We start from the raw sequence: 22,855 nt of genomic DNA, 5'->3' as shown, positions 1-22,855 counted from the left end.
CGAGATCAGCCCAATCAGTTACTCATCAGTGCAGTGGTATTCGATTTCCATCGAGTCGATTGCGTCGCTTTGGTCGTTTTCAGCGAGTAGTGTGAGGCGGCCATGGTGTGGTGGTGAGCCAATAGTGAGACGGTATTCACGAGCATCGGTTGTGGGGATTTCGTTTAGGAGATCGCCTTCAGAGTTCTCGAGTAGAACTGACTCGATAGGGGATGTATCACCAGATTCCTGCAACGAAATTAGCAGCACAACTGAATCATCGGATATCATAGCACTCGCTTGCTGTAAGACATCTCCGTCACCGTGTTCGAGAGCGGTCGTCGTACAGTCGGGGGAATCAGAATTGGCATCACCTGAACACCCTGCAAGCCCAATCGCTCCAATCACTGCACTGGATGTGAGGATTTTTCGACGTGACAACGCTTCGCTGGAGGGCGTATGGTCGGGGACCATACTGCGACGTTGACAATTTAAAATGATAAAGTTTCTGATTGACTTGTTTGTACTCGTCGTGAGTATGGCCTTTCTCTTTACACAGAGAATGCGCCTCGACGGGGTGAGTCGCATTGAAACCGACCACGAGGGCGACACGGTCGACGTGGTCGTTGACGATGACGTGTCCGACGGGGCCCTGACTGCTGCGGTCGAAGCGACCGGCTACGACGTCGCGGCATAATCGGCTTCCGTCTGTCTATCTCCGTTTCCACTCCCCACGTTTTCAACGGCGAACTCTGAGTTAACGGCCTTGCCCGAGCGGAGTTGTCCGGAACTTCGTGTTTTGTATCCTCATACATTTTTCAGCGTACTCGATAGGATCTCACATACACCCGGGCCCCCGGGGTTGTCCGCAATCCGTTATCGGTAGGTGATTTCATCGACGATGTCATGCCAGTGACAGGCGTTGCTGTAGTTCTAGCATTAACGAGGATGAATGGTTGCTTAGACATCTGCTGGAAGGATAGCAGACTTACCCAACAGATTGAGTGGATCGGGGATATATTGGTTAAGCGCCGTTAGAAATCCATCTCTTGAGGAAGCTCGCCGGTGGAGTCATGGTCTCGCTCCGTTGAATGAATCGGAGTTGGCTTCGTGTCGACATCGATCACCGCGGCGCAGAAACAACTTTTCCGGCTCTGATGAAATACTCACCAGATGACAAGTCTTCACCCGGTTGTAGTCAATACAGCTATTTTACTGCTCTGCATCCGCGTTGGTTTCGAGAGCAAACTGTTCAAAGAAGGATTCCATAAAGTTCCACCGGGATTCTCCAAGACGTCGGCCTTGTTCGGTATATAGCGCATCAAGTCGCTCGCGTGCCCAGTCACGTAAGAGCTCGATGTCCGGTAATTCAGTGCGGTATTCGCCGAGCGTGGTTGGGTCATCGATAACGGCATACTGATCGCCAGTACGCTCCGAGCGTTCACCGACGATACAGGCGAGTCGGATGAGTCCGACTGCACCAGTCGCATCAAGCTTATCAGCATCGAAGAGAAGCTTTGCTTCGATCGTTTCAGGGTCAGGAGAGCTTGCGCGGATGCTGTGTGCTCGGAGACAGTGCTCAATTGCGGTGATCTGGTCAGGCCTCACGTCTTCAGCCTCAAGCAGGCTTATGGCTTCGTTAGCTGCCCATTTGTCGTGGTCATCAATCTCCCCGACACGTTCGAGTGGCCGTCCGATATCGTGAAACCACGCAGCTGCGGCTAGTACGTTTCGGTCAACATCCTTGGGATGCTTGTCCGCAAGATGTTGCGAAATATCGTGTACTCGTTTTGCATGGAAAATATCGTGTGCAGGGAAGGCGGCCTCGTAATACGAGCGCGATAATTCTCGAGCAAGTGGACCTAGTTCGGAGGGCATATTCTCAAAACTCACTGCAGCCCGCTTATCCATTATGGACTACACGTCTGTCCGAACAGCAGGTTCAGTGCTAACCGAGGTTCTATCTGTTCAAAAAGCGAGCGACCAGCGGATCGACATCCACTCCAGAACTTGGAGCGTCCGCTCGCTGGTGTCACGTCGACATCACGGCGGCACCTTGCCGGACTTTACACTATTCGTTGGGAGCCACCGCGATCTCGTGGAGGAATCAATGGAAGACTCCATCGATAACCTTGCAGACCTACCTAACGGCTGTTACAGCGCCAGAAGTATCGAACTAATATGATTTCAACAGAGCCAGTGCGAGTGACTTCCTCGATAAAATTTGTGAGCTAATTAGAAACATCAATATCTAATTATAGCCAAAAGAATTAATTGGCCATTCTTCCAAGATTTATTCGTGAATCGAAGGTCGCTAATATTAGGGGGTGCAGCCGCGGGTGCCTCAATAGTAACTGCGATGGCCCTTGATCCCGGTTGGAACGACACTTCCAATACTCAATCCTCTAACGACGAATTGAAGATCAAGAATATTCTCGCCGTAAATGACCACCATCAACCTCATGAGCTAACCTTACAAGTCCATTTTGACGGTACAGAGACAATTGACGAGCAACGCTCCCTTGGAACTTCTCAAGACGATCAATCCGTTGTATTTGAGAATTTGCCAACTCAGCCTAGAAGATATCGGATAGCGGCCTCCCTCCCAGACGGTCAGTCATCACAACTAGTTCCGAAATACTATCCCGATTATGACTGCGTTGGATCGGCGGTGCTGCTGATCGACTCTGGGGGTGATCTTTCCCCATTCCTCGCACACCCCTGTCAGTCCGATTCTACTTCGACCTCAGAGAAGTGACATCTTCTCTCCTCGGGAACGTCTGCTGGGTCTCCCCCGGACGTCTGGGTGTTCGGTAGGTGGATTGGAATCTGATCGATTGAGATGTCTCTCGGATGCTGCTTTGACTCATGTAGAATCACTCTCTTGTAGGCTCTCTTTCGAGCCCTCACCCCTTCCGGGACGAAAAACGACTCGCTGCTTAGGCTGTCGGGAAGTAGACGCTTTGTTCGCCGACTAGCCTTTTCGAGTTGGTTTCGATGCCGATGCGTGAAGTAGCAGTCGTTGCTACAATATCCACAGTTATCTCCCGTATCGTACTCTGCTACGTAGGGCCCTCGTTCGGTTGTCCAGACGTTCACGCCACACTCAGCACACGCTGCACTCTCGATATCACTCGGTGACGGGCCGCGATACTCGAACTCGACGCCGTCTTCCTTCGTCGTCGATTCGGGCCAAACGCCTCGTGCCTGCCAGAATTCTCGAACCTTCGCGAGGCTGCACCGGACGGTTTTTCCGATCGTCATGTGCTCGGCGTCGCGACCACTGTCGTCCCACTCACTAGCCGTCCAGAACTCGCCGAACTGTGCGCCACGGTGAAGCCCATTCCAGTCGAGGCCGATGATATCTGCGGGTGGATCACCCGTTAGCGTGGGACGGGTGAGCTGCTTAATGACGTCCAGTTGTTTCGGCGGACTTCCTCCAAGTATGTGGACGCGACGACCACGCCAATCGCTCAGCTCTGAGAACTTGTGAGCAAGTCGGTCGGCGTATCCCCGGGAGTACCCGACGACGAGGTCATCAGGGATCGCGTGAATCGCGCCACGGCATTTCGGGACGAGGTTCGATTCTGGGTAGCTTCCTTTGATCTCGCGAGCAGCAGCGACGTATCGGTCTACCTCGTCGACTCCGTAGGTATCACCAATCACCCCGACCTGGGGCTCGTGCTAAAAAAGCGCTCGACGTACCGATCAAGGTCTGGATTTCGAAAAGCGTTATCGAGCATCCCGATAGGCAACTCTAACGCTTTGAACGGCTGCTGGTGGTAGGTACAGTCCTCTCGAAACCCGGTGAGGAACCCGAGGCTGAATGCATCTAATGCGAACGGAACTCGATGGAGGAACGCCACGTGGTCAGCCTGCCGAGCAATCGCAATTTCGCTAGCTGCGTTGCTGGTCGTACTCGCAGTGAGTACCATAATGAATCAACGCAGGAACTCGCCCCGCGCCCTCTTCTGGGGGAGAAAAACTGCTACCTGCGGCTAGCCGTTAACCAACACCGGTTGCTACCGTATGGGGTTATGTTGGTTAATCAGGCTGGTTCCCTGTGGGGGTTGCTACGTTGTCGGCTCAGCACGGATACCTCGCAGATCTCACTTCAGTACGGGTGGTAGCTCGGCGCTATCGAGAGTGATCATTATTCGATATGCTGTCGTCTTGTTGGAGTCTTTCATCTGGTTCACCTCTGGGGGTACGTTCGATTTTCCCGCACCCCTTTGGGGGCGAACAACTATCCCCAGCTGTTACCCTCCGGCGTTAATGGGTGGTTCTACTCTCGAGTACAGCAACGATATCGGAGAGATCGAATAGGCGGAGATCATCACGCTCGCCTGCAGCTTCCTCGACGGAGCGTTTGAACCCAGAGCGGCTGAACAAGGCGAATTCATACGTCGGCTCACCACCTCCGGTGGGTGTCCAATCGATTTGCTCCACGTCGTCTTCGAGGTCCGCGAGCACGTCATAGCCGAGGGGAGTGTTGGTGAATTTCGCTTCGCCAGCGATCAGCGTTGACTCGTCAGTTGGTGCGACGACATCTACCTCCTGGCCCTTGTACCACCACTGGCTTGGCATCTGTGTGAGCTGGTAGTCTGCATAGAGCGCCGGCACCGCCTGGTGACAGAGCGATTCGAACGTTTCACTGACGAAGTCGGGCAATTCCGGTTCGATGAGATCCGCGTAGGCGTTCTCGCCGTAGAGTTCGTACTGTCCCCCGCGGCCGTAGAGATACCGGAAGTAAAACCGGAATACGGGATCTCGAATCTGGTACCGAGTCCGCTTGCTACGCGCCGGATCGGCGAGTGCCGGATAATGTTTCTCGATGATCTGGAGGGTGTCTAGCCGGTCGAAGTAGTACGACGTGTTGGTGCTCTCGATGCCGGCTCCCTGAGCGATCTCGTTTCGACTGCGGTTCCCGCTGGCTATCGACTCCAGAACCGAAAAATACGTGTTCACCTCGTTGAGTTCCATCTGGAGGACGGTTTCGGGTTCATCGTGGAGTGGGCCATCCGGGTCACACAGCAGCCGCGTGATGTTTGCTCCGAGGCTCTGTGATGGATCGAGAGGGCTGAGATATCGGGGTGTGCCGCCGAAGACGCCATAGACGAACACCCGTTCTTCGGGATCGTACGTCGGCACGAACTCTTGGATGGAGCGAAACGGCAACTGGGTGAGTTCGAGGCGGCCATTCGGTGTCTGGGATACCCGGCCGTAGAGTGGCGCACCGCCATCGAGGACGTGGGTATGAATCATGCCGATTGCAGAGCCTGTGAGTACGACTGTTGCCTGACTCTCGCCGACAGCTGTATCCCACAGGTGTTGGATGACCGAGGGAAGCCCCTCGTTCGATTCGATGAGGTACGGGAATTCGTCGATGACGATGACGGCGTTTCTGTCGGTGAGGTACGTTAAGAGCGGTTCCCACTCTTCTTTGACGGCCGTGATGTCTGGATAGGTCGTCGCTGCGGCCTCGACGAACCGCCTGAGCTGTGTCGTCGCTGTTCCTTGGACTGCCTGATAGTACACGGCATCGTCGCGGTCGGCAATCGATCGGCGGACGAGTTCGCTCTTGCCGATCTGGCGGCGGCCATAGATGATTGCGAGTTCTGCAGTGTCACTCTCATAGAGGGTCTGCAACCGATCGAGTTCCTCGATACGATCGACGAACTGGTCCATACCTCCAGGTCGTGCGGGAGATACATATGTGCTCCGAAGTTAGGAACCAGACTATAATAGTCTGAACTATAATATTCTACTCCCTAATACGACGGATCTCTAATTCGATCCTTCATCTACTAAGGCTCCGACAGACATCCCCGAATGTTCCGTCAGACGTCCTGTGAGCGGATTTCGCTGGCCCGCTTTCAAGCGGGTGGAGGATCTGGATGCACTGCTGATTCGCGTTCTCGTAGGCGACGCAGGCTCGGAGCGTCTCCATGTCGTGAATCGTCGCAATACCAGCGTTGATGAGTTGGGTGTTTGGTGGTTTCGAGGGAGCAGACTGAATGTCTGCCTGCGGAATAGCGATCTTCTTACCGGGAACGGTCAGAACAATCCGATGATAAATCCGAGGCCCATAATGATGAGTACGGCCGCAGAGAACGCCGGCAGGTACGGGGTGTACCGTTCGAGTTTCTCTTCGTAATGCTGATAGCCGGTGATCAACAGCATCGTCAGCCCGACGATGCCGATGATGACGGTGATTGCGTAGGCACTCATCAGTTCGAGACAGTAGTTCGACCCGGTACACAGCGCGATGATCTCGAACTCTTCCTCGTGGGCGAACCCAAGTACGAACGCGAACCATGCGATGCCGAAGAGCCCACGTTCCGCAGCCTGATTTGCGTCGTCGGGTGAATGAGAGTGACCTCCCACGAACGGAACCACGCCCTTCACTCGGGTGAGAAGGCCACTTTCTCCGTGGGTATGCGAATGATCGTGCTCGTGCGAGTGGTCGTGATCGTGGTCGTGGTTATGTTCGTGGTCCTCACCGTGGGTGCCGTGTGAGTGACCGTGGACGTATTCGCGGATTCCGAGCGCGATCAGCAACACGCCAGCGACGAGACTAACCGGCCCACCAATGAAGATCGTCGTCAAGAACAGATCGATCGGGATCGGTTCGTTGACCTGTGTGAGATTGAAGTATCCCTTCGCATAGAAAAACACCGCCACCATCGCTATACTACTGATGAGGTGGCCCAGGCCGAGAATGAAACTCGCCGCAAACCCGTAGACCCACTTGTTCGTCTGATCGAGAGCATACGATGCGGCCACGGGCCAGCCGTGGCCCGGCTCGATTCCGTGGACTGCACCGAGGAGAACTGCCCCGATTAGGAGCCCGAGCGCTTCACCGTGTAACATCGTAGAAGATACTCGACTAACGAGGTGCATAACGGTTGTTAATACCGAACCCGGGGATTCGTCATACGGGTCGGGGGACTATTGTGGACTGGCGGCGAGGTAGAACGTATGCGAACAAGTTTCAACATTCCTGACGAGGTCGTCGCAGAGTTCGATCGCGTCTGGCAGGACGAGGGACTCGAGAATCGCTCCCGAGCCGTTCGGGAGGCGATGCTCGAATATATCGAGGCCCACTCTCGGCTCGAGAACACGTCTGGCGAGATCGTCGCACTCGTTGGATTCGATTATCGACACCACAACGTTATCCAGGAACTCCACGCCGTCCAACACGACTACCAAGACGTGATTCTCAACACGAGCCACACACACCAAGGGGAGTGGTGTCTCGAGTCGCTCTTCTGTCGCGGATCAGCTGAGCGGGTTCGTGACCTCACCTACCGACTCCGGGACTTCGACGGCGTCCGGCGTGTGAAGGTTATGGTCATTCGAGACGAAACGGCGTAGCAGCCGGCACATGCTTCTCACGACTGTATCGCTACGTCCGATTGCCTGGCATTACCGCCGACTACGCGCTCGTTTCCCTGCATTGTCTGCGGGTTTATCTCGACACGTCCTAGCGGATGACGATTGACCTGCTCAAGGAGATCAACCACGCCAGACTGAGAATGTCAGAGAGTCGTTCGTGCACCCTCGTTTTGCGTCGTGTGGCGAATAGGCTGAACGCTCAGTACAGAACAGCAACTCAACACTCCTGACTCGATTGTCAGCCGGAACACATTCCGGAGTTAAGCCAAACATCAACTTTCAATGCTTTTCTCCACCCGTTCCTTCACAATGGGGAACTTGTCATTGAGTTCCTGATAGATGTCTTCCTCTCCGATATATGGTTCAGATTTATCGATGAAATATTCCATTTTTTCGATCAGGTTCTTTTGTAGTTCTTCCGAGTCTCCCAAACCGTAGTAATCACTGTTATCTAGGATATCCGCAGCTTTTACAGCCACCCCACTTCTTCCCAGTTCAAAGCATCTTTCATAGATATCGTAGTGTTTTTCGAGATAGTCGTCAATATTCTCGTCGAAACTAGTGGCTTCCACGATATTTGCAACGTCTTTTCCGAACTGCGAACGAATCTCATCAGAAGTCGCATCTGTATCCTCTAATAGGTCATGGAGAAAGCCAGAAATGACGATGTGCTTTTCGTAATCTCTGTCGTAAAGATCCATTCCTACTCTTGTACTGTGGAGTATCACCGGTTTCGGATTATCTCCCGAAGATTCGAACGAATGCACTAGATATTGAATAGCTCGTTCGATCTCTTCATCTTCTGTTGGATCTCTCATTGTTATATTCAGAGAGCGGATCGCTATAAATTCATTTTGACTCGACCTGCCTGAAATACCTTTGCTGACCGACCCGACAACCTCGGGTTCACTCTTTGTCCTCGTGAGATTCGCACATATACTGAACAGATGAGCCAGTCAAAACGAGTCGAAATTTATGTCCTGGCAAATCGTTCTCTGGCACCTTCTAGACTGCTTACTTGTCTTCCTCCTCGGGTTGGATTTGGCGGGTGTCCTCGGCGAGTACATGGATGTCTGTTCGAAGTGTCTCCATGTCTTCCCGGGCGTCTTCGCTTTCACCTTGGCCTTGATCTTCATCTCGTGTCCCGGTTCCGCGTTTGAGCTTCACGGTCAGCGAGACACCGAGGTCAGTGTGCTCGACGAACTCCGTTGATGACGGCTGCTTGTGTTCGGACATGTATGGCTCTCGGTGATTGTTACTCAGCTGGACGATTCAACCGCTTCCTCGGCCGGTTCACGAAGGGCGGCGTCGATGTCACTGCCGGTGAGTCGCCAGCGCCGATCGGGACCCGTGCAGTCCAGTTGACTCACGATCTCATTCTTGAACTCGGTGTACTGAGCTAGAGCCCCGACGGCAACGCCCACACTCTTGAGCAATCGGCTTCGGAACGTGCTCATCACTCACACCTCTCTCGTTAGTCTGTCGCCAGGAGCTGTTCTGCGCGGTTCGTACGCATTCATGGTCCGTGGCGTGATATTGTGCATGGTTAGATAGTGCAGGTTCGCGGGTCACCGGTTTGCCCGAGGAAGTATGCGAGCAGGACGATACCGCCGAGACGGAGGAGGTTCCCATCGAAAGGAAGCATCGCCATCGCACTGACGAAGCCGAGCGCGCCGAGGACGCCCGCGCCACAGCTCGCACAGCCCGCGGCGAGCAGGCCGGGGATGATGCCGACGATTGTGGACGCACTCTGACGGCGGGCACGTCGAACGAGTGTGACGGTACTGACCAGTGCAACGCCGGTCAGGAGCGCGTACGCGGTGACGAGTCCGAGGCCGAGCCACCCCGTACTCAGGTACGTCTCTCGGGTGAGCGTCGCGACGGCGAACCCGAGATCGGTGACGTCTCTCGACAGCACCTGCATCGAGAACTGCGGGAACGTGCTCAACACCAGAACGACGTAGGTGAGACTTGTGGCTATTCCAGCCATCAGCAGTCGCCGATTCGACGTGAGCGGGTACGCGAGTGCGTCGCGGAGGTCACGGCTCCACGCACGCACGTCGGATAGTCGATCGTTCATCGTTGTCCCCGGTTTCGTGGGTCGGTCACGCTTCACGCACCTGGTCGAGTGCGTCCGCGAAGTTCTCGTACGGGTGGGCGCCGATCAACTTCCCGGCCGCACCGCTCTCTCGGTTATAGATGACGAATCCGGGCGTCCCCTGGATACCGGCCGAGAGTGCGACATCGACGTCGGCGTCGAGGTTCCTCCGAATTGCCTCACCCCGGGACTCCCTGCACTCCTCGACGCTATCCAGGTTGACCCCTGACGTCTGTTCGGTGATCTCCCGGAACGTCTCCTCGTCGGCCCAGTCGTTGCCGCCGGCTACCTGTGCATCGAAGGCGGCGCCGTTCCAGTTCCAGAACGCCATCGGGTCGGACTCGGCGACCTGCGCCCAGACGCAGCGCCCCCACACAGCCGCTGGTTCGGAGTACTCGCCGATGTTAGGGTAGCCAAGCATCACGAGCCTAGCGTCCCCGGTGTCGAGGTAGTTACGTCCGATCTCCGGGAGCGTTTTCGTCTCGAACTCCTTACAGAACGGACAGAGATAGTCCGTCCAGTAGTAGATGTCGAGGGGCGCGTCGCGCTCGCCAACGATCGGCCGGCCGGTGAGGTCGACGCCGTTGCCGAAGTCAGTTGTCTTATCGCTCGTGTAGAACGACGCGGGCCGGTAGTCATCCTCGGAGCCACCTGAATCGGTCGCCAGATAGGCGACGCCGCCTCCGAACGCGAGTGTCACGCTACCGGCAAGGAGTGCTCGCCGTGTTACGCTCTTGTCCTCTTCATCCATTGGTATACAATAGTACCTGTAGTCGTCTGAAGGATGTTTTGGTCATCACCCGACGTGTCCCTTCTCGGCTCAGCCGTCGCGGGACGGCGCCGTCACCTGCGGGTCATCCCTCGCGTTCGCCCTGAGTTCGAGGTGGGTCTCTCGCATCCAGACGAGCGTGATGGTGCCCGAGACGAACATCGCCGCGGCCACGACGTAGAACGCGGCGGTCGTCGAGATGAGGGTGGCGGTCACGCCGATGAGGATGGCGCCGAAGCCGTAGCCGGCATCGCGCCACATCCGGTAGACGCCGAGTCCGGTTGCCCGCCATGATGGGTGGGCAGCGTCGCCGACGACCGTGATGAGGTTCGGGTAGAGCAGCGCCATGCCGACGCCTGTGATGCCTGCGGTCAGGAGCCAGTCCGAGTAGCCGTCGGCCAGCACCGTCGCGAACACGCTTGCTCCGGCGACGAACATCCCCACGGCAATGGGTGGCCGCCGGCCGATGTCGTCCGCGAGTTTCCCGGTGTAGAGCTGTAGGATGCCCCAGACGCTGCCGTAGACGCAGACCACGGCACCCACTTGGGCAACCGACAGACCGACGCTCGTCAGGTAGAGCGGGTATGCGATCCAAACGAGTGCATCGACGAACTTTTCGACGCTCCCTGCCTGCGCTGCGGCGAACAGCGTTCTATCGCCCCACGTCGCGCGTTTCAGGACCGACCGGAACGGCAGATCGGCGTCTGCGTCCTCGGCCTCTGCTTCCACGTACGGGAGTGTCTCCTCGACGAGGAGAATCGAGGCGACGAGTGCGAACACGATGACGGCTGCGAGGAAGTAGAACGGCGCTGGACGGAGGCCGTACTGTGCGGCGATGATGTCGGTGACCCACGCGCCGACCGCGACGCCACCGTAGCCGAAGGCTTCGTCGAGACCGACGGCGAAACCCCGCGTGTCGCTACCCGCGAGGTCGATCTTCGCGTTCACGCTCATGCTCCACGCCAATCCTTGGTGAATACCGAGGAGCACGTTTCCGGCGGTCACCCACCACCAATTCGGCGCGTAGATAAGCACGATGGGAATCGGGAGCGCGGCGAGCCATCCGGCGATGAGAATCGGTTTACGGCCGTAGGTCTCCGACCATTTCCCGCCATAGAGGTTGAGCAACGCTTTGACGAAGCCGAAGCTGACCACGAACGATCCGATGACCAGCCTCGACTCGACGCCGAGTACATCCCGTCCCAGGACGGGGACAACGTTTCGCTCGGCTCCGATGGTCAACCCGACCGCGAATACAGTGAGTAGTTGAAGTGCAAACTGCGGCCAATTCCGTCGAATGCCCTGCGCGTACGCCATCGGGAAAACGTCCTCGGTCGTTAGTTGGCCGCGCAGTTGTTCGGCCCGAGTTCAAGCGACTCAACGTCTTCGCCGGGCTGTTCTTTGCCCCAATTGATCTGCTTGATCTCGTTGTAGTTTGCGGGTTCGTCGGCGAGGCTCTCCACGATGGTTTCGACGAATGCGTCTTCGTCGCCGTCTTCGACGTAGCTGAGGAGTTCGTTGGTCGTCTCCGCCTTCAGATCGCCGAGTTCCGTCGCGAGCGGTCGAACCTCCTCGTCGCTGAAGCGCTCGGGAAGGACGACCGTCCCGCCGTCGAGGTCGATCAGATCCTCGAGGCTATCAAACAGTTGGCTCGCAGCCTCGCGACGGCAGCCTCTGAACTGTCTTCGAGGTCTGGACGGCCGACACTTCGGAGGAACAGCGTATCCCCGGAAAGGAGGGCGTCGCTATACTCGAAGGAGACACTGCCTGGCGTGTGGCCGGGCGTGTTCCGGATGTCGAGTTCGCGGTCGCCGACCGGGATCGTGTCGCCGTCCGTGATCTCGCTCATGCGGTCCAATTCACCGGCGTCCTCTCCGTGGAGATAGTAGGGAACGTCGAGGTCGCCGGCGAGACGCCGGGCTCCAGAGACGTGATCGGCGTGTGCGTGCGTGTCAGCGACGCCGATGATCTCGAGATCGCGCTCGTCAGCGGCGTTCAAGTACTAGTCAACGTACTGTGTCGGGTCGACGACGATGGCTTCGCCGCCGCCGTGAACGAGATAGGAGATACAGCCCGTACCGGGACGGACGATCTAGATGACGCCGTCGACCGCGTTGATGTTGTACTGGCAGTGGACGCGACCCCAGCCGTTCATTCCGTTATCGATGGTTTTTCGTTCTCGGCGAATACGCAACGAGTTGTACGTCGAAGATCCACTGGTCCGTATTATTTCAGGGGGGAACTTATCCCGACGTCCCTCGTAGTATCCACCATGAGTGATACAGAACCGACAGCGATGGACGCCGAAGAGCGCAACGCGTTCCTCGGTACCGGCGGTACCGGCGTCATCTCCTTTCCAAGTTCGGACGACGAATCGCCGCGTTCCGTCCCCGTCTCCTACGGCTACGATAAGTCCGATACGACCTTTTACTTCAGGCTCGCCGTCGGCCCCGATAGTGACAAGGGAGATGTAGCCGGCAGTCACGTTACGTTCGTGGTCTACGGACAACAAGACGAGAACTGGCAGAGCGTCATCGCCAAAGGGCAATTGAAAGAGACCACCGAAGCGTCGGTCGCAACGGATTCGCTCGAAGGCCTTCGACAGGTCCATATCCCGCTCGTGGACATCTTCGGTCGCCCCGTGAAGGACGTTCCATTCGAGTTCTATCGACTTGTCCCCGACGAGATGACCACCAGAAAGGAGTCTAGCACTGCAATGTGACCTACCTGGCCTACTTCGTTCCACCCAGGAGGGTGTCCTCTTGAATCAATAAATCGTCATTCGTCCAACGAAATCATGTCTTTTGATCGGCTGTTGGTTCAACGTGAACAGGGACAGCAGCGTGCGTGACGACGTAGTTCGTGACGCTCCCCAGCAGACGTTGGGGGAGACCACCACAACCGCGAGTCCTCATAACGACAAAACGGATAGAACCCCTCGACGACGGTGAACGGTCACTCTCGACCCGGGAGAACCCCGAAGACAGGAAATTTATGTGAGTACTCGGGAACCGGCCGCCTGAATTTAACCTCTCTCGTCGCCAATTGTACTACGGTGTTCCAACATGGCGTTACTCGACGGCCAGACAGACGTCATAACCGGCGGAAGTTCAGGGATCGGCCGCGGCATCGCCCGTGAGTTCGCTAACCACGGGGCGCACTCCATCATTGTCGCAGACATTCAACAAGAGCCAAAGGAAGGGGGGACCCCTACGCACGAACAGATCGAACAGGAGACAGACACGCGGTCGACGTTCGTAAACTGTGACGTCACGAACAGAACGGACCTCGAAACGGCAGTAGACACCGCCGACGAGTTCGGTGGTATCGACGTAATGGTCAACAACGCCGGGATCTGGCACCCCGATGACTTCCTCGAAGTCACCGAAGAGGACTATGGACAGTTGATGACTGTCAATCTCGAAGGAGCCTACTTCGGCTCCCAGATCGCCGCTCAACGAATGGTCGAACACGACGGGGGAACCATCATCAACATCTCGAGCATCGCTGGCCTCTTCGGAAACGGGAACTGGCCGACCTATTCTGCGTCAAAGGGTGGGTTGACTATGCTCACCTACTCGCTAGCACACAGGCTGGCTGACGATGGGGTCAGGGTGAATGCTATCCACCCGGGCAGTATCGAGACGAAAATCACCGGCGATCAGGATATCAGTCCGGAACAGGTCGAAGCAATGCTCGAGGAGATCCCTCTCGGACGATACGGACAGCCCGAGGAGATCGGCGGGGCCGCAGTATTTCTCGCGAGTGAACTGGCGAGTTACGTGACTGGTGAGTCACTTGTCGTCGACGGGGGCTGGACCAGCTGGCGGTAAAACCGCTCTAACGAGAGAATGAAGAGGCCGTGACTCGCGTTTCATTCTTCATCACCCCAGTTCTCGCTCCAGGTGCTCGCGAACGACCCAGCGGATATCGGCTACGCGGTCACCGCTCTCACGCGTGAAGTGTACTCTCTCTCTCCGAGTAATATCGCTCTGAGCAACCGGAGAGAATATAGCAATATTGTGAATCCCACAAAATACTTTTGACGCTACCGCATCAACTCTGAGATATGAGCGACACGTTCGTGGTCGTCGGTGGTGACGCCGCGGGGATGAGCGCCGCAAGTAAGGCCAAGCGCGAAGACCCGGAGCTGGATGTCGTCGTCTTCGAGAAGGGAGAGTGGGTATCCTACGCTGCCTGCGGGATGCCTTACCACGTCAAAGGCGAGGTCGAGGACCTGGAGGCTCTCGTTGCCGTGACGCCCGAGGAGTTCCGCGAGGAGCGCGATATCGACCTCCGAACCGGCCACGAGGTAGTCGGCATCGACCCCGAGGGCGAAACCATCACCGTCGAGGGGGACGGCGAGACGCTCGACCAGCCCTACGACCACCTCCTCGTCGCGACGGGTGCGACCGCCATCGAACCGCCGTTCGACGGGCTCGGCCTCGACGGCGTGTTCACGATCCACGACATGGACGAGGCCGACGCCATTGAGAACTACATCACCGAACACTCGCCGGACTCCGCAGCCATCGTCGGCGGCGGGTACGTCGGCATCGAGATGGCCGAAGCTCTGTCCACGCGCGGTGTCGACGTCCACCTCTACGAGATGCTGCCACACGTCCTCCAACCGTTCGGTGTCGCGGTGGCCGAGGTCGTCGAGGACCACCTCCGCGAGCAGGGAGTTGAACTACACCTCGACACTGCCGTGTCAGGCTTCGAGGGTGCCGACCGGGTCGAGCGCGTCACGCTCGACGACGAGTCCTATCCCGCCGACGTCGCCATCGTCGGCGTCGGTGTCGAACCGAACACCGACTTGGCGGAAGATGCCGGCATCGAACTGGGCAAGACCGGAGCCATCGCGACCGACGAGTACGGTCGGACGAACTACGAGAACATCTACGCCGCGGGCGACTGCGCGGAGGCACGCCACGTCGTAACCGGCGAGCCGGACCACGTGCCGCTGGCGCTGACCGCCAACCGCGCCGGCCGCGCAATCGGCCAGACTGTCGTCGGCGAGCCGGAGCCGGTCGGCGAGATCGCCGGAACGGCCATCGTCAAGGCGTTCGACCTGGGTGCCGCTCGAACCGGAATCGTCGACGAGCAGCGGGCGCGGGATGCCGGCTTCGACCCGGTCCTGATCACGATATCGGCACCGACGCGGGCCCACTACTACCCCGGTGGTTCGGAACTTACCGTCACGCTGCTGGCCGACCGGGAGTCCGGCCGGCTGCTGGGCGGGAGCGTCGTCGGCCGGGAAGGCGCAAAGCGTATCGACACGGTCGCGACGGCGCTCACGGCCGGTATGACGGTGACCGAGCTTCGGAACGCCGACCTGGCGTACGCGCCACCGTTCAGCCCCGTCTGGGACCCGATACTCACGGCGGCGAAAGTCCTCGACGGGAAGATAGCGGGCGAATGAGCGACGCTACGCCACCCGAGTACGTGCGAGCACACCGAGAGGAACTGGTCGCGCTCACCCTCGACCTCCTCGCAATAGATACGTCGAACCCGCCCGGCGACACGCGTGAAATGGTCGCCGCAATCGACCAATTCCTTGACCCGCTTCCGGTCGACGTGGAGCGTTTTGCAGTCGATCCAGCAAAGCCGAATCTGCTCGTTCGACTACCGGGTGAGTCTGACCACACACTGCTATATAATGGCCACCTCGATACGGTCCCCTTCGACGCAGATGCCTGGTCCCACGATCCACTTGGCAAGCGCGTCGATGAACACGTCTACGGACGCGGTGCAACCGACATGAAAGGTGCCGTGGCGTCGATGCTGTTCGCAATTCAGGCTTTCGCTGCCACCGACACTGATCCACCAGTCGACCTCCAATTCGCGTTCGTGAGCGACGAGGAAGTGGGTGGTGACGCTGGCTTGCCAGCGTTACTTGACGCTGGAAAGCTCGACGCTGACGCATGCGTGATTGGCGAGCCGACCTGCGAGGAAGGCCGCCACTCCGTCACAATCGCGGACCGGGGCAGCATTTGGCTGACGCTCGAAGCCAGCGGTGAGGGGGCCCACGGCTCCCGGCCGGTACTCGGCGTCAACGCCATCGACCGGCTCTACGACGCCATTGGGACTATGCGCGAACGGTTTGGCACCCAGCGACTCGAGATCAACGCCGACGTGGCACCGATCGTCGAGGAGTCAGTCGAATACTACGCCCCCTCTATGGGTGAGGCCGCCGCTCGAGAGCTGTTCTGGTACCCATCGATCAATCTCGGCGTCCTCGAGGGTGGGGATGCGATAAATACTGTCCCGCAGTCTGCGCACGCCGAAGTTGACGTACGACTGACCGCAGGTGTCCACACGCCCGATGTGCTCGCGAAGATTCGGGAGTGCGTCGCCGACTGCGAAGGTATCACGATAGCCGACGTCTCCTGGAGCGTCGGTACCGCCGAAGCACCCGCCAGCCCCCTCGTCGAAGCCGTCGCGTCGACCGCGGAGGAGGCCACGGGTGATCGCGTCTTCAGGCGGAGCGCTACGGGTGGTGGTGACGCCAAGAAACTCCGGAATGCGGACATCCCGACCGTCGAGTTCGCGCTAGGAACCGACACCGTCCACGCGCCGGATGAGTACGTTCCGGTAGACGTACTCGTCGACAACGCCGTCGTCTATGCTCAGCTACCAGGACAGTGGCAGTTCCAGTTCGGTTAGTAACGCCTCCAGGCTGGCGCTTGTGCCAGACTGCTTGGGCGGTGAGAGGAAGCCATTGGGAAAGACTTAGGCATTAGTATAGTGTATTTGTGGGTATGAAGAACAATATTGGTGCGGCAGACAGACGAATCCGGATCGGTATCGGGCTGGGTTTGGCTGCTGTCGGAGTGGCCTCACTCGCGGGGCTGCTTGGAGTTGGGACGGTGGTCGGCACAGTGCTGACGCTGCTGGGTCTCGTTCTCGCCGGGACTGGGTTCGTTCGAGTCTGTCTCCTGTACCGCCTGCTGGGAGTGGACACGTCGGGGTCCCGCTAGGGATGGAACGCTTCCAGAATACCGGCCAGCCCGACTGGGACTGGTGGAGCAAACTCTGGCCGACACCCGGCGCGACACTCCGGGAACTCGGCGTCGAGTCCGGCGAGTCGGTCGCCGAAGTCGGCTGTGGAAGCGGCTACTTTGCGCTTCCAGCCGCTCGAATTGTCGACCCTGAGCCCGTTTACGCTATCGACTTGGATGCGTCACTGCTCGATGAACTCGACGACTTAGCCGAACAGCAAGACATCGAGAACGTGGTTCCGATTCCCGGTGACGCCCGGAACCTGACTGGCGTCCTCCCCGACTCAGTCAGCACGCTCGTCGTGGCAAACACGTTCCACGGCGTCGACGACCAGTCGGGGTTGGTCGAGCAAGCGTTCCGGGTGATCGAACCTGGCGGAAGCCTGGTCATCGTCAACTGGCATGATCGCCCGCGTGAAACGACGACTGTCGGGACTGAACCTCGGGGACCCCCGACGGAACTTCGGATGACGCCGAGAGAAACTGAATATGCCGTACTTCCAGCCGCACCGTTCACGCTCGACCGGCAGGTCGAGTTGCCGCCGTACCACTACGCGCTAGTATTCGAGCGGTAAACGCCCTACTCTACGATTTCAATATCACTCCTTTGTCGCCCATTCTCGATCCACATATTTTTACAATCTTGCAATTCACATACAATACTATAATTAGACAGTTCTAACTGCCGCCTGTGAGCTCTATGACTGACATCGAGCATAACGACACCACCGACACCGGCGTCCCCAATGCGGGCAGCGTCGCCCATTACTAGGCCGGCATCGTCGGACAGCGCCTCACCAGCGAGATTCGCGGCCGTCCGGCGACGGCGACCTACGACGGGAAGACGCTGTGCTTCATCGAAACGGAAATGGATGCGGCGTCGTTCGTCGAGTTCGACTACGAGAATCCCCCGTCGCCCGCGCCGCCTTCGGAGAAACTCCACTGGTCGAAACTGGCGTACAACGAGTCCTACTGGCTGACTGCACGAGGATTGCTCTGACCATGTCTGAACCGCAGAACCCTGAGCCGTTCGAGTTGGAGGCGGCGATTGAACGAAACTCCGAGGCGGTCGCCGAGTTCGACAGCACCTCGACGCCATCAACGAACTACTGGATGTGCTCTCGCTTGGCGAGAGCGCGCTCGACGACGAAATGGTCACGTCGCTGGCCGGCACCGGTACCGCACTCGGTGAGGTCGCGCAGACGGCATCCGACGACGACACCCGTGATGGCATCGAGACGCTGCTGGAGAGTATCGGTGAAGCGGAGCGGACATCACCCGAACAGGTCGGACCGTCGGCCTGCTTCGCGGATTACGTGATCAAGATGTCAAGCACGGGCTGGGCTACCTGCTAGCGCTTGCCGGCGCGATCGGTCGTGAGCATATCGCCGGAGAAACGCTTGCTAGCGGCCTCCGATTCGCTCTCTCCTCACTTGGGCCGACGGAAAAATGACCGCCTCATTTATATTGTATAGTGGTCCCAAGACTATTAAACATTCAATGCGTAGTGTCTGGTAATGGCAACACAGACAACAAAGACGGACGGTGTGGTTTCGCTCGGCGATGACGACATTGAAACAGTCGTCGAAGACAGCAGCGTCGCGCTCGTGGAGTTCTACACGGAGTGGTGTGGCACCTGCAAACGAATGAAGCCGGTTCTCGAAGCACTCGCAGAAGACACTGACGCGACGATCCTAACGATCGACATCGAATCGAATCTCGAAACGGCGATCGAATTCGGTGCCCAGAGCACGCCCACGTTCGTCCTGTTCGTCGACGGGCAACCGGTGAAACAGCTCCGCGGCGGACAGAACGAGCAGACACTCCGCGACCTGATCGCGGAGTATAGTGACTAACTCACCGAGAACGAGATGAACTCGAGAGACCTTCGCGCCGACACGCCCGCCCTGCACGAGGACGTCTACCTGAATTTCGGCGCTCACGGGCCGAGTCCGCAGTACGTCGTCGAGGCGGCCGACGAGTTCGTACGATCACACGAGTTCGAGACGAGCACGCGAAACGACCCCTACGAGGTGGCGTTCGACACCTATGACCGCGTGCGGGAGCGCGTCGCCACCTTTGTTGGTGCGGACGCCGACGAGATCGCGCTCACGGAGAGCACGACGGCGGGCATCAACGCCGTCGCGACCGCGATCGACTGGGAGCCCGGTGACGTCGTCGTTCGAACCGACCTCGAGCACCCAGCAGGAACGCTTCCGTGGCAACGTTTGGAACAGGAGGGCGTCGAAGTTCGTGTCGTCGAGACTGAGGACGGCCGCGTCGATCTCGATGCCTTCGCCGAGGCCGTCGATGACGCACAGGTGGCGTGTTTCAGTGCAGTGACGTGGACCCACGGCACCCAGTTGCCCGTCGCCGACCTCGTTGACATCGCTCACGAGGCTGGCGCGTTCGCGCTCGTCGACGCTGTGCAGGTGCCGGGACAGCTCCCGATGGACGTTGGTGAGTGGGATGCGGACGCCGTCGCGGCGGCCGGACACAAGTGGCTGCTGGGGCTGTGGGGCGGCGGCTTCCTCTACGTCGACGGCCAGGCCGCTGACTCCCTCCAGCCCACCACAGTTGGGTACCGAAGCGTCGAAATGCCGACTGCAGATCCCTACGAGTTCGCAGCCGGTGCCCGGCGCTTCGAGGTCGGATCAGCAAACCCGGCTCCACACGTCGCCCTGGCCGAGGCCATGGAGGTGATCGACGAGGTCGGCGTCAAGCGTATCGCCGACCGGAGTCAGGAATTGGCCGGCCAGCTGATTGATGGTATCCCCGAGGAGCGGCTTCTCAGCCCCGAAGATCCCGAGTCGGGACTCGTGACGATCGACGTGGACGACCCCGAAGCGACGGTCGACCGACTCGCGTCAGAGGGAATCGTCGTTCGCGCTCTGCCGAAACCGAACGCCGTCCGCGCGTCGGTCCACGCGGTCAACACCCGTGAGGAGGTTGAACGGCTGCTGGATGCCCTGGAACCGGAGTGGACCTGACGTGACCACCGTTCTCCGCTTCTCTCGCTACGATTGTCTCTCAGAGTCTACTCGTAGAAATCGGACGGAGCTGCTGGCGTGGCCGTCGGCGGGATAGCGCTATCGGAGAGAAATTTTGTCTGCTTCAGTTGACCTGTACGCGACCGCTGTCGTCGACGACGACGTCGTGACCACGATACGCGAATCGAACTTCGAGGTCAGACGCCGTCGAATCCTCGACCACCCTTTCTACTGCATCCGGATCGACGACCTCGGCTAGCGGCGGATCGAGTGTGACCGGCTCGACGCCCTCCTCCTCCGCGACGGCATTGACAATCTGGGGAATCAGGTTCTCGAATTTGTTCATTGGAGTTTAGACGAGGAGCTGGATGTCGGCATCGGCCATGTCTTGGAGGGCGGTCGCCGCGCCGACGCCCGTGGTGACACCGTCATAGAAGTCGTCCTCATCGTAGTCCATCAGGTCGATGGTCATCTGGCACGCCTGGAACTCCACGCCCATGTCCAGGCTCGTCTCCAGCAGTTCCTCGATGGTCGCGGTGTCGTTGTCCGCGATTTTTCGCTCCATCATCTTCGTCGTCACGCGGTCCATGCCCGGGAGCGCGGCGACGGCGTTCGGCACGGGCATGTTGGGGTTGCCGATGGAGCTGAGCTTGAGGCTCTTCGAGCGCTCCTCGTGGAGGATATCCAGTCCCCAGAAGGTGTGGAAGACGGTCACGTCGTAGCCGAATGCGGCCGCGGTGCTGGCGAGGATGAGCGGCGGGTACGCCATGTCGAGCGTGCCTTTCGTCGCGATGATGCTCATCTTCTTGGGGCCGTCGTCGTCGGTGGCCTCGGCGAGCGCGTCCTCGAGTTCGTCGACGCGCGCGGCCAGTTCCGCACGCGAGGGCGCGTCGTCGGCCGACGCGTCGGGTGTGTCCGTACTCATCGTTACTCCGTCTTGCGGACGTAGTGTTTGTACACGTCGTCGCCTTCCTCTTGGTCGACAAGTTCGACGCCCTCGGTGCCGGACGCCCAGCCGTCGATGTCGCTCATGCTTCCGGGGTCGGTCGCCAGCACTTCGAGGATCTCACCTTCCGCGAGGTCGTCGATGGCGGACTTCGTCTTCACAACTGGCATGGGACACGATGCGCCTTTCACGTCGAGCGTCTCCGTGATGTCGAATTCAGCACTCATTGGTTATCTGCTCCGTGAGTCTGTATTGGAGCTACCGCACAATACCTCCTACCCGAGTAAAAGGTTGTCGATCTTTGTGGATACTACCAACTACTACTAGTCCTAATTCAGGCGTTGAACTGGATTTATGACCTATTCAGACGGTGTAATTCCGTTACGGTGCAGAGGCACCCATAATAGTATTGTTCGTAGAAGGAACTACTATGCAAATGCTTTTGTGCGTCTACCCGGTAGAAGCGACTGCACAACATGAACGCCGACGACTTCCCGACTCCGGACGTCGACGTGGAATCCGTCGACCCGGAAACGCTGAAAGACCGTATCGACGCCGGCGAGGACGTCTTGCTCCTCGACGCGCGTATGCAATCGGACTACGAGGAGTGGCACATCGACGGCGAGAACGTCACGTCGATCAACGTCCCGTACTTCGAGTTCCTTGAGGACGACATCGACGAGGACGTCCTCGCCAAGGTCCCCGACGACCGCGAAGTGACTGTCCTGTGTGCGAAGGGCGGCGCCAGCGAGTTCGTCGCTGGCACGCTCGCCGAGCATGGCTACGACGTGAACCATCTCGAGGACGGCATGAACGGCTGGGCCAGCATCTATGAGGCCGTCGAGGTCGAGCGCTACGACGGCGCCGGCACGCTGCTGCAGTACCAGCGGCCCTCCTCGGGCTGTCTCGGTTACCTGCTGTACGATGATGGCGAGGCGGCGATCATCGACCCGCTGCGGGCGTTTACCGACCGGTACCTCGACGACGCTGACGATCTCGGTGTCGGCCTGAAGTACGCTCTCGACACGCACGTCCACGCCGACCACATCTCTGGCGTCCGCGACCTCGACGACGAGGACGTCGAGGGTATCATCCCTGAGGCCGCTGTCGACCGCGGTGTCACCTACGCTGACGAACTGACCACGGCCGCGGACGGCGACACCTTCCAGGTCGGCGACGCCACCATCGAAGCAGTCTACACGCCGGGGCACACGACTGGGATGACCTCGTACCTCGTCGACGACAGCCTGCTCGCGACCGGCGACGGGCTGTTCGTCGAGAGCGTCGCCCGACCCGACCTCGAGGAAGGCGACGAGGGCGCGCCCGAGGCAGCCAGCATGCTCTACGAGTCCCTGCAAGAGCGCGTGCTGACGCTGCCCGACGACACGCTCGTCGGTGGCGCTCACTTCAGCGACGCTGCGGAGCCGGCCGACGACGGCACCTACACCGCACCCGTCGGCGAACTCGTCGCGGAGATGGACGCGCTCACGATGGACGAGGACGAGTTCGTCGACCTGATCCTCTCGGACATGCCGCCGCGGCCGGCCAACTACGAGGACATCATCGCGACGAACCTCGGCCAGAACGCCGTCGGCGACGAGGAGGCGTTCACGCTGGAACTCGGGCCGAACAACTGCGCAGCCAGCCAGGACTCCCTCGCGGGTGACTAACGAC

The 22,855-nt window shown here is 58.8% G+C and carries 25 protein-coding genes and 5 pseudogenes; 13 read left to right on the top strand and 17 right to left on the bottom strand.

The window, feature by feature from the left end; all coding sequences use genetic code 11:
- Positions 1-18 precede the first annotated feature (18 nt).
- A complete protein-coding gene (locus EYW42_RS18055) occupies positions 19-453 on the bottom strand; it encodes a hypothetical protein (protein WP_135536846.1) in 435 nt (144 codons plus the stop codon).
- Positions 454-517: 64 nt separating this feature from the next.
- On the opposite strand from EYW42_RS18055, the gene EYW42_RS18050 reads away from it, so the two are divergent.
- Positions 518-676 (top strand): copper-binding protein, encoded by a 159-nt coding sequence (locus EYW42_RS18050; RefSeq protein ID WP_135536845.1) that lies wholly within the window; start codon positions 518-520, stop codon positions 674-676.
- Positions 677-1,191: 515 nt separating this feature from the next.
- Here EYW42_RS18050 and EYW42_RS18045 read toward each other — a convergent pair.
- From EYW42_RS18045 to EYW42_RS18025, 5 genes and pseudogenes are all read right to left on the bottom strand, one after another.
- The gene (locus EYW42_RS18045) at positions 1,192-1,857 is read right to left on the bottom strand and encodes an HD domain-containing protein (protein ID WP_135536844.1); all 666 of its coding nucleotides are present in this window, start codon (positions 1,855-1,857) and stop codon (positions 1,192-1,194) included.
- Between the two features lie 1,061 nt (positions 1,858-2,918).
- Positions 2,919-3,914 (bottom strand): annotated as a pseudogene (locus tag EYW42_RS18040) (DUF6610 family protein).
- 337 nt (positions 3,915-4,251) lie between these two features.
- Complete coding sequence (locus EYW42_RS18035; protein ID WP_135536843.1) at positions 4,252-5,667, bottom strand: ATP-binding protein; 1,416 nt, start codon at positions 5,665-5,667, stop codon at positions 4,252-4,254.
- Positions 5,668-5,819: 152 nt separating this feature from the next.
- Positions 5,820-6,019: pseudogene (locus EYW42_RS20225) on the bottom strand (hypothetical protein).
- Between the two features lie 17 nt (positions 6,020-6,036).
- Positions 6,037-6,852: a hypothetical protein gene (locus EYW42_RS18025; RefSeq protein ID WP_135536842.1), complete on the bottom strand. Its 816-nt coding sequence runs from the start codon at positions 6,850-6,852 to the stop codon at positions 6,037-6,039.
- Positions 6,853-6,960: 108 nt separating this feature from the next.
- Here EYW42_RS18025 and EYW42_RS18020 point away from each other — a divergent pair, with 108 nt between their 5' ends.
- Positions 6,961-7,356, top strand: coding sequence for a CopG family ribbon-helix-helix protein (locus tag EYW42_RS18020; RefSeq protein WP_135536841.1), 396 nt, complete (start codon positions 6,961-6,963; stop codon positions 7,354-7,356).
- A gap of 293 nt (positions 7,357-7,649) precedes the next feature.
- Here the strand turns inward: EYW42_RS18020 and EYW42_RS18015 are convergent, their stop codons facing one another.
- From EYW42_RS18015 to EYW42_RS20625, 7 genes and pseudogenes are all read right to left on the bottom strand, one after another.
- Positions 7,650-8,195, bottom strand: coding sequence for an HD domain-containing protein (locus EYW42_RS18015; RefSeq protein WP_135536840.1), 546 nt, complete (start codon positions 8,193-8,195; stop codon positions 7,650-7,652).
- A 196-nt stretch (positions 8,196-8,391) separates the two neighbouring features.
- On the bottom strand, positions 8,392-8,613 hold the full coding sequence (locus EYW42_RS18010; RefSeq protein ID WP_135536839.1) for a DUF7389 domain-containing protein: 222 nt from the start codon (positions 8,611-8,613) through the stop codon (positions 8,392-8,394).
- A gap of 23 nt (positions 8,614-8,636) precedes the next feature.
- Positions 8,637-8,834: a hypothetical protein gene (locus EYW42_RS20015; RefSeq protein ID WP_135536838.1), complete on the bottom strand. Its 198-nt coding sequence runs from the start codon at positions 8,832-8,834 to the stop codon at positions 8,637-8,639.
- Between the two features lie 89 nt (positions 8,835-8,923).
- On the bottom strand, positions 8,924-9,457 hold the full coding sequence (locus tag EYW42_RS18000) for a hypothetical protein (RefSeq protein ID WP_135536837.1): 534 nt from the start codon (positions 9,455-9,457) through the stop codon (positions 8,924-8,926).
- 25 nt (positions 9,458-9,482) lie between these two features.
- Entirely contained in the window at positions 9,483-10,226 is a 744-nt protein-coding gene (locus tag EYW42_RS17995) for a DsbA family protein (protein ID WP_135536836.1), read from the bottom strand.
- A gap of 69 nt (positions 10,227-10,295) precedes the next feature.
- The gene (locus tag EYW42_RS17990) at positions 10,296-11,561 is read right to left on the bottom strand and encodes an MFS transporter (protein ID WP_135536835.1); all 1,266 of its coding nucleotides are present in this window, start codon (positions 11,559-11,561) and stop codon (positions 10,296-10,298) included.
- Between the two features lie 20 nt (positions 11,562-11,581).
- Positions 11,582-12,411, bottom strand: a pseudogene (locus tag EYW42_RS20625) (MBL fold metallo-hydrolase); the annotation flags it as partial.
- A gap of 105 nt (positions 12,412-12,516) precedes the next feature.
- On the opposite strand from EYW42_RS20625, the gene EYW42_RS20620 reads away from it, so the two are divergent.
- Positions 12,517-12,966: a pyridoxamine 5'-phosphate oxidase family protein gene (locus EYW42_RS20620; RefSeq protein WP_135536834.1), complete on the top strand. Its 450-nt coding sequence runs from the start codon at positions 12,517-12,519 to the stop codon at positions 12,964-12,966.
- A gap of 73 nt (positions 12,967-13,039) precedes the next feature.
- Here EYW42_RS20620 and EYW42_RS20615 read toward each other — a convergent pair whose 3' ends face one another.
- Positions 13,040-13,159, bottom strand: coding sequence for a universal stress protein (locus tag EYW42_RS20615; protein ID WP_135536833.1), 120 nt, complete (start codon positions 13,157-13,159; stop codon positions 13,040-13,042).
- A 150-nt stretch (positions 13,160-13,309) separates the two neighbouring features.
- Here EYW42_RS20615 and EYW42_RS17970 point away from each other — a divergent pair, with 150 nt between their 5' ends.
- The 9 genes and pseudogenes from EYW42_RS17970 to EYW42_RS17930 all read left to right on the top strand — a co-directional run bounded on the left by EYW42_RS17970 (position 13,310) and on the right by EYW42_RS17930 (position 20,235).
- Positions 13,310-14,077, top strand: a complete 768-nt coding sequence (locus tag EYW42_RS17970) for an SDR family oxidoreductase (RefSeq protein ID WP_135536832.1) — start codon at positions 13,310-13,312, stop codon at positions 14,075-14,077.
- 236 nt (positions 14,078-14,313) lie between these two features.
- On the top strand, positions 14,314-15,666 hold the full coding sequence (locus EYW42_RS17965) for an FAD-dependent oxidoreductase (RefSeq protein WP_135536831.1): 1,353 nt from the start codon (positions 14,314-14,316) through the stop codon (positions 15,664-15,666).
- Positions 15,663-16,910, top strand: a complete 1,248-nt coding sequence (locus EYW42_RS17960; protein WP_135536830.1) for a M20 family metallopeptidase — start codon at positions 15,663-15,665, stop codon at positions 16,908-16,910. Before EYW42_RS17965 ends, EYW42_RS17960 begins: the two co-directional genes overlap by 4 nt.
- Before the next feature lie 89 nt (positions 16,911-16,999).
- On the top strand, positions 17,000-17,224 hold the full coding sequence (locus EYW42_RS17955) for a YgaP family membrane protein (protein ID WP_135536829.1): 225 nt from the start codon (positions 17,000-17,002) through the stop codon (positions 17,222-17,224).
- A 2-nt stretch (positions 17,225-17,226) separates the two neighbouring features.
- A complete protein-coding gene (locus EYW42_RS17950) occupies positions 17,227-17,820 on the top strand; it encodes a class I SAM-dependent methyltransferase (protein ID WP_135536828.1) in 594 nt (197 codons plus the stop codon).
- A gap of 146 nt (positions 17,821-17,966) precedes the next feature.
- Positions 17,967-18,245 (top strand): annotated as a pseudogene (locus EYW42_RS17945) (NAD(P)/FAD-dependent oxidoreductase); the annotation flags it as partial.
- A gap of 2 nt (positions 18,246-18,247) precedes the next feature.
- Positions 18,248-18,698 (top strand): annotated as a pseudogene (locus EYW42_RS20610) (DUF1641 domain-containing protein).
- A 64-nt stretch (positions 18,699-18,762) separates the two neighbouring features.
- The gene (locus EYW42_RS17935) at positions 18,763-19,101 is read left to right on the top strand and encodes a thioredoxin family protein (RefSeq protein WP_202613961.1); all 339 of its coding nucleotides are present in this window, start codon (positions 18,763-18,765) and stop codon (positions 19,099-19,101) included.
- Positions 19,102-19,116: 15 nt separating this feature from the next.
- Positions 19,117-20,235: an aminotransferase class V-fold PLP-dependent enzyme gene (locus EYW42_RS17930; RefSeq protein WP_135536827.1), complete on the top strand. Its 1,119-nt coding sequence runs from the start codon at positions 19,117-19,119 to the stop codon at positions 20,233-20,235.
- 124 nt (positions 20,236-20,359) lie between these two features.
- Here EYW42_RS17930 and EYW42_RS17925 read toward each other — a convergent pair whose 3' ends face one another.
- From EYW42_RS17925 to EYW42_RS17915, 3 genes are read right to left on the bottom strand one after another with little or no spacing between them, the layout of a single operon-like run.
- Positions 20,360-20,581, bottom strand: a complete 222-nt coding sequence (locus EYW42_RS17925; RefSeq protein ID WP_135536826.1) for a HalOD1 output domain-containing protein — start codon at positions 20,579-20,581, stop codon at positions 20,360-20,362.
- Between the two features lie 6 nt (positions 20,582-20,587).
- Positions 20,588-21,160: a DsrE/DsrF/DrsH-like family protein gene (locus EYW42_RS17920; RefSeq protein WP_135536825.1), complete on the bottom strand. Its 573-nt coding sequence runs from the start codon at positions 21,158-21,160 to the stop codon at positions 20,588-20,590.
- 2 nt (positions 21,161-21,162) lie between these two features.
- Complete coding sequence (locus EYW42_RS17915) at positions 21,163-21,408, bottom strand: sulfurtransferase TusA family protein (RefSeq protein ID WP_135536824.1); 246 nt, start codon at positions 21,406-21,408, stop codon at positions 21,163-21,165.
- Between the two features lie 249 nt (positions 21,409-21,657).
- Between EYW42_RS17915 and EYW42_RS17910 the strand changes: the two genes are divergently transcribed.
- Positions 21,658-22,851: an MBL fold metallo-hydrolase gene (locus EYW42_RS17910; protein ID WP_135536823.1), complete on the top strand. Its 1,194-nt coding sequence runs from the start codon at positions 21,658-21,660 to the stop codon at positions 22,849-22,851.
- Positions 22,852-22,855: the final 4 nt, after the last annotated feature.

This window comes from Halostella pelagica (assembly GCF_004762015.1).
GTDB classification, from domain to species: domain Archaea; phylum Halobacteriota; class Halobacteria; order Halobacteriales; family Natronoarchaeaceae; genus Halostella; species Halostella pelagica.
Note: the sequence above shows the minus strand (reverse complement) of the source record. Positions and strands in the feature narration are given on the sequence as shown.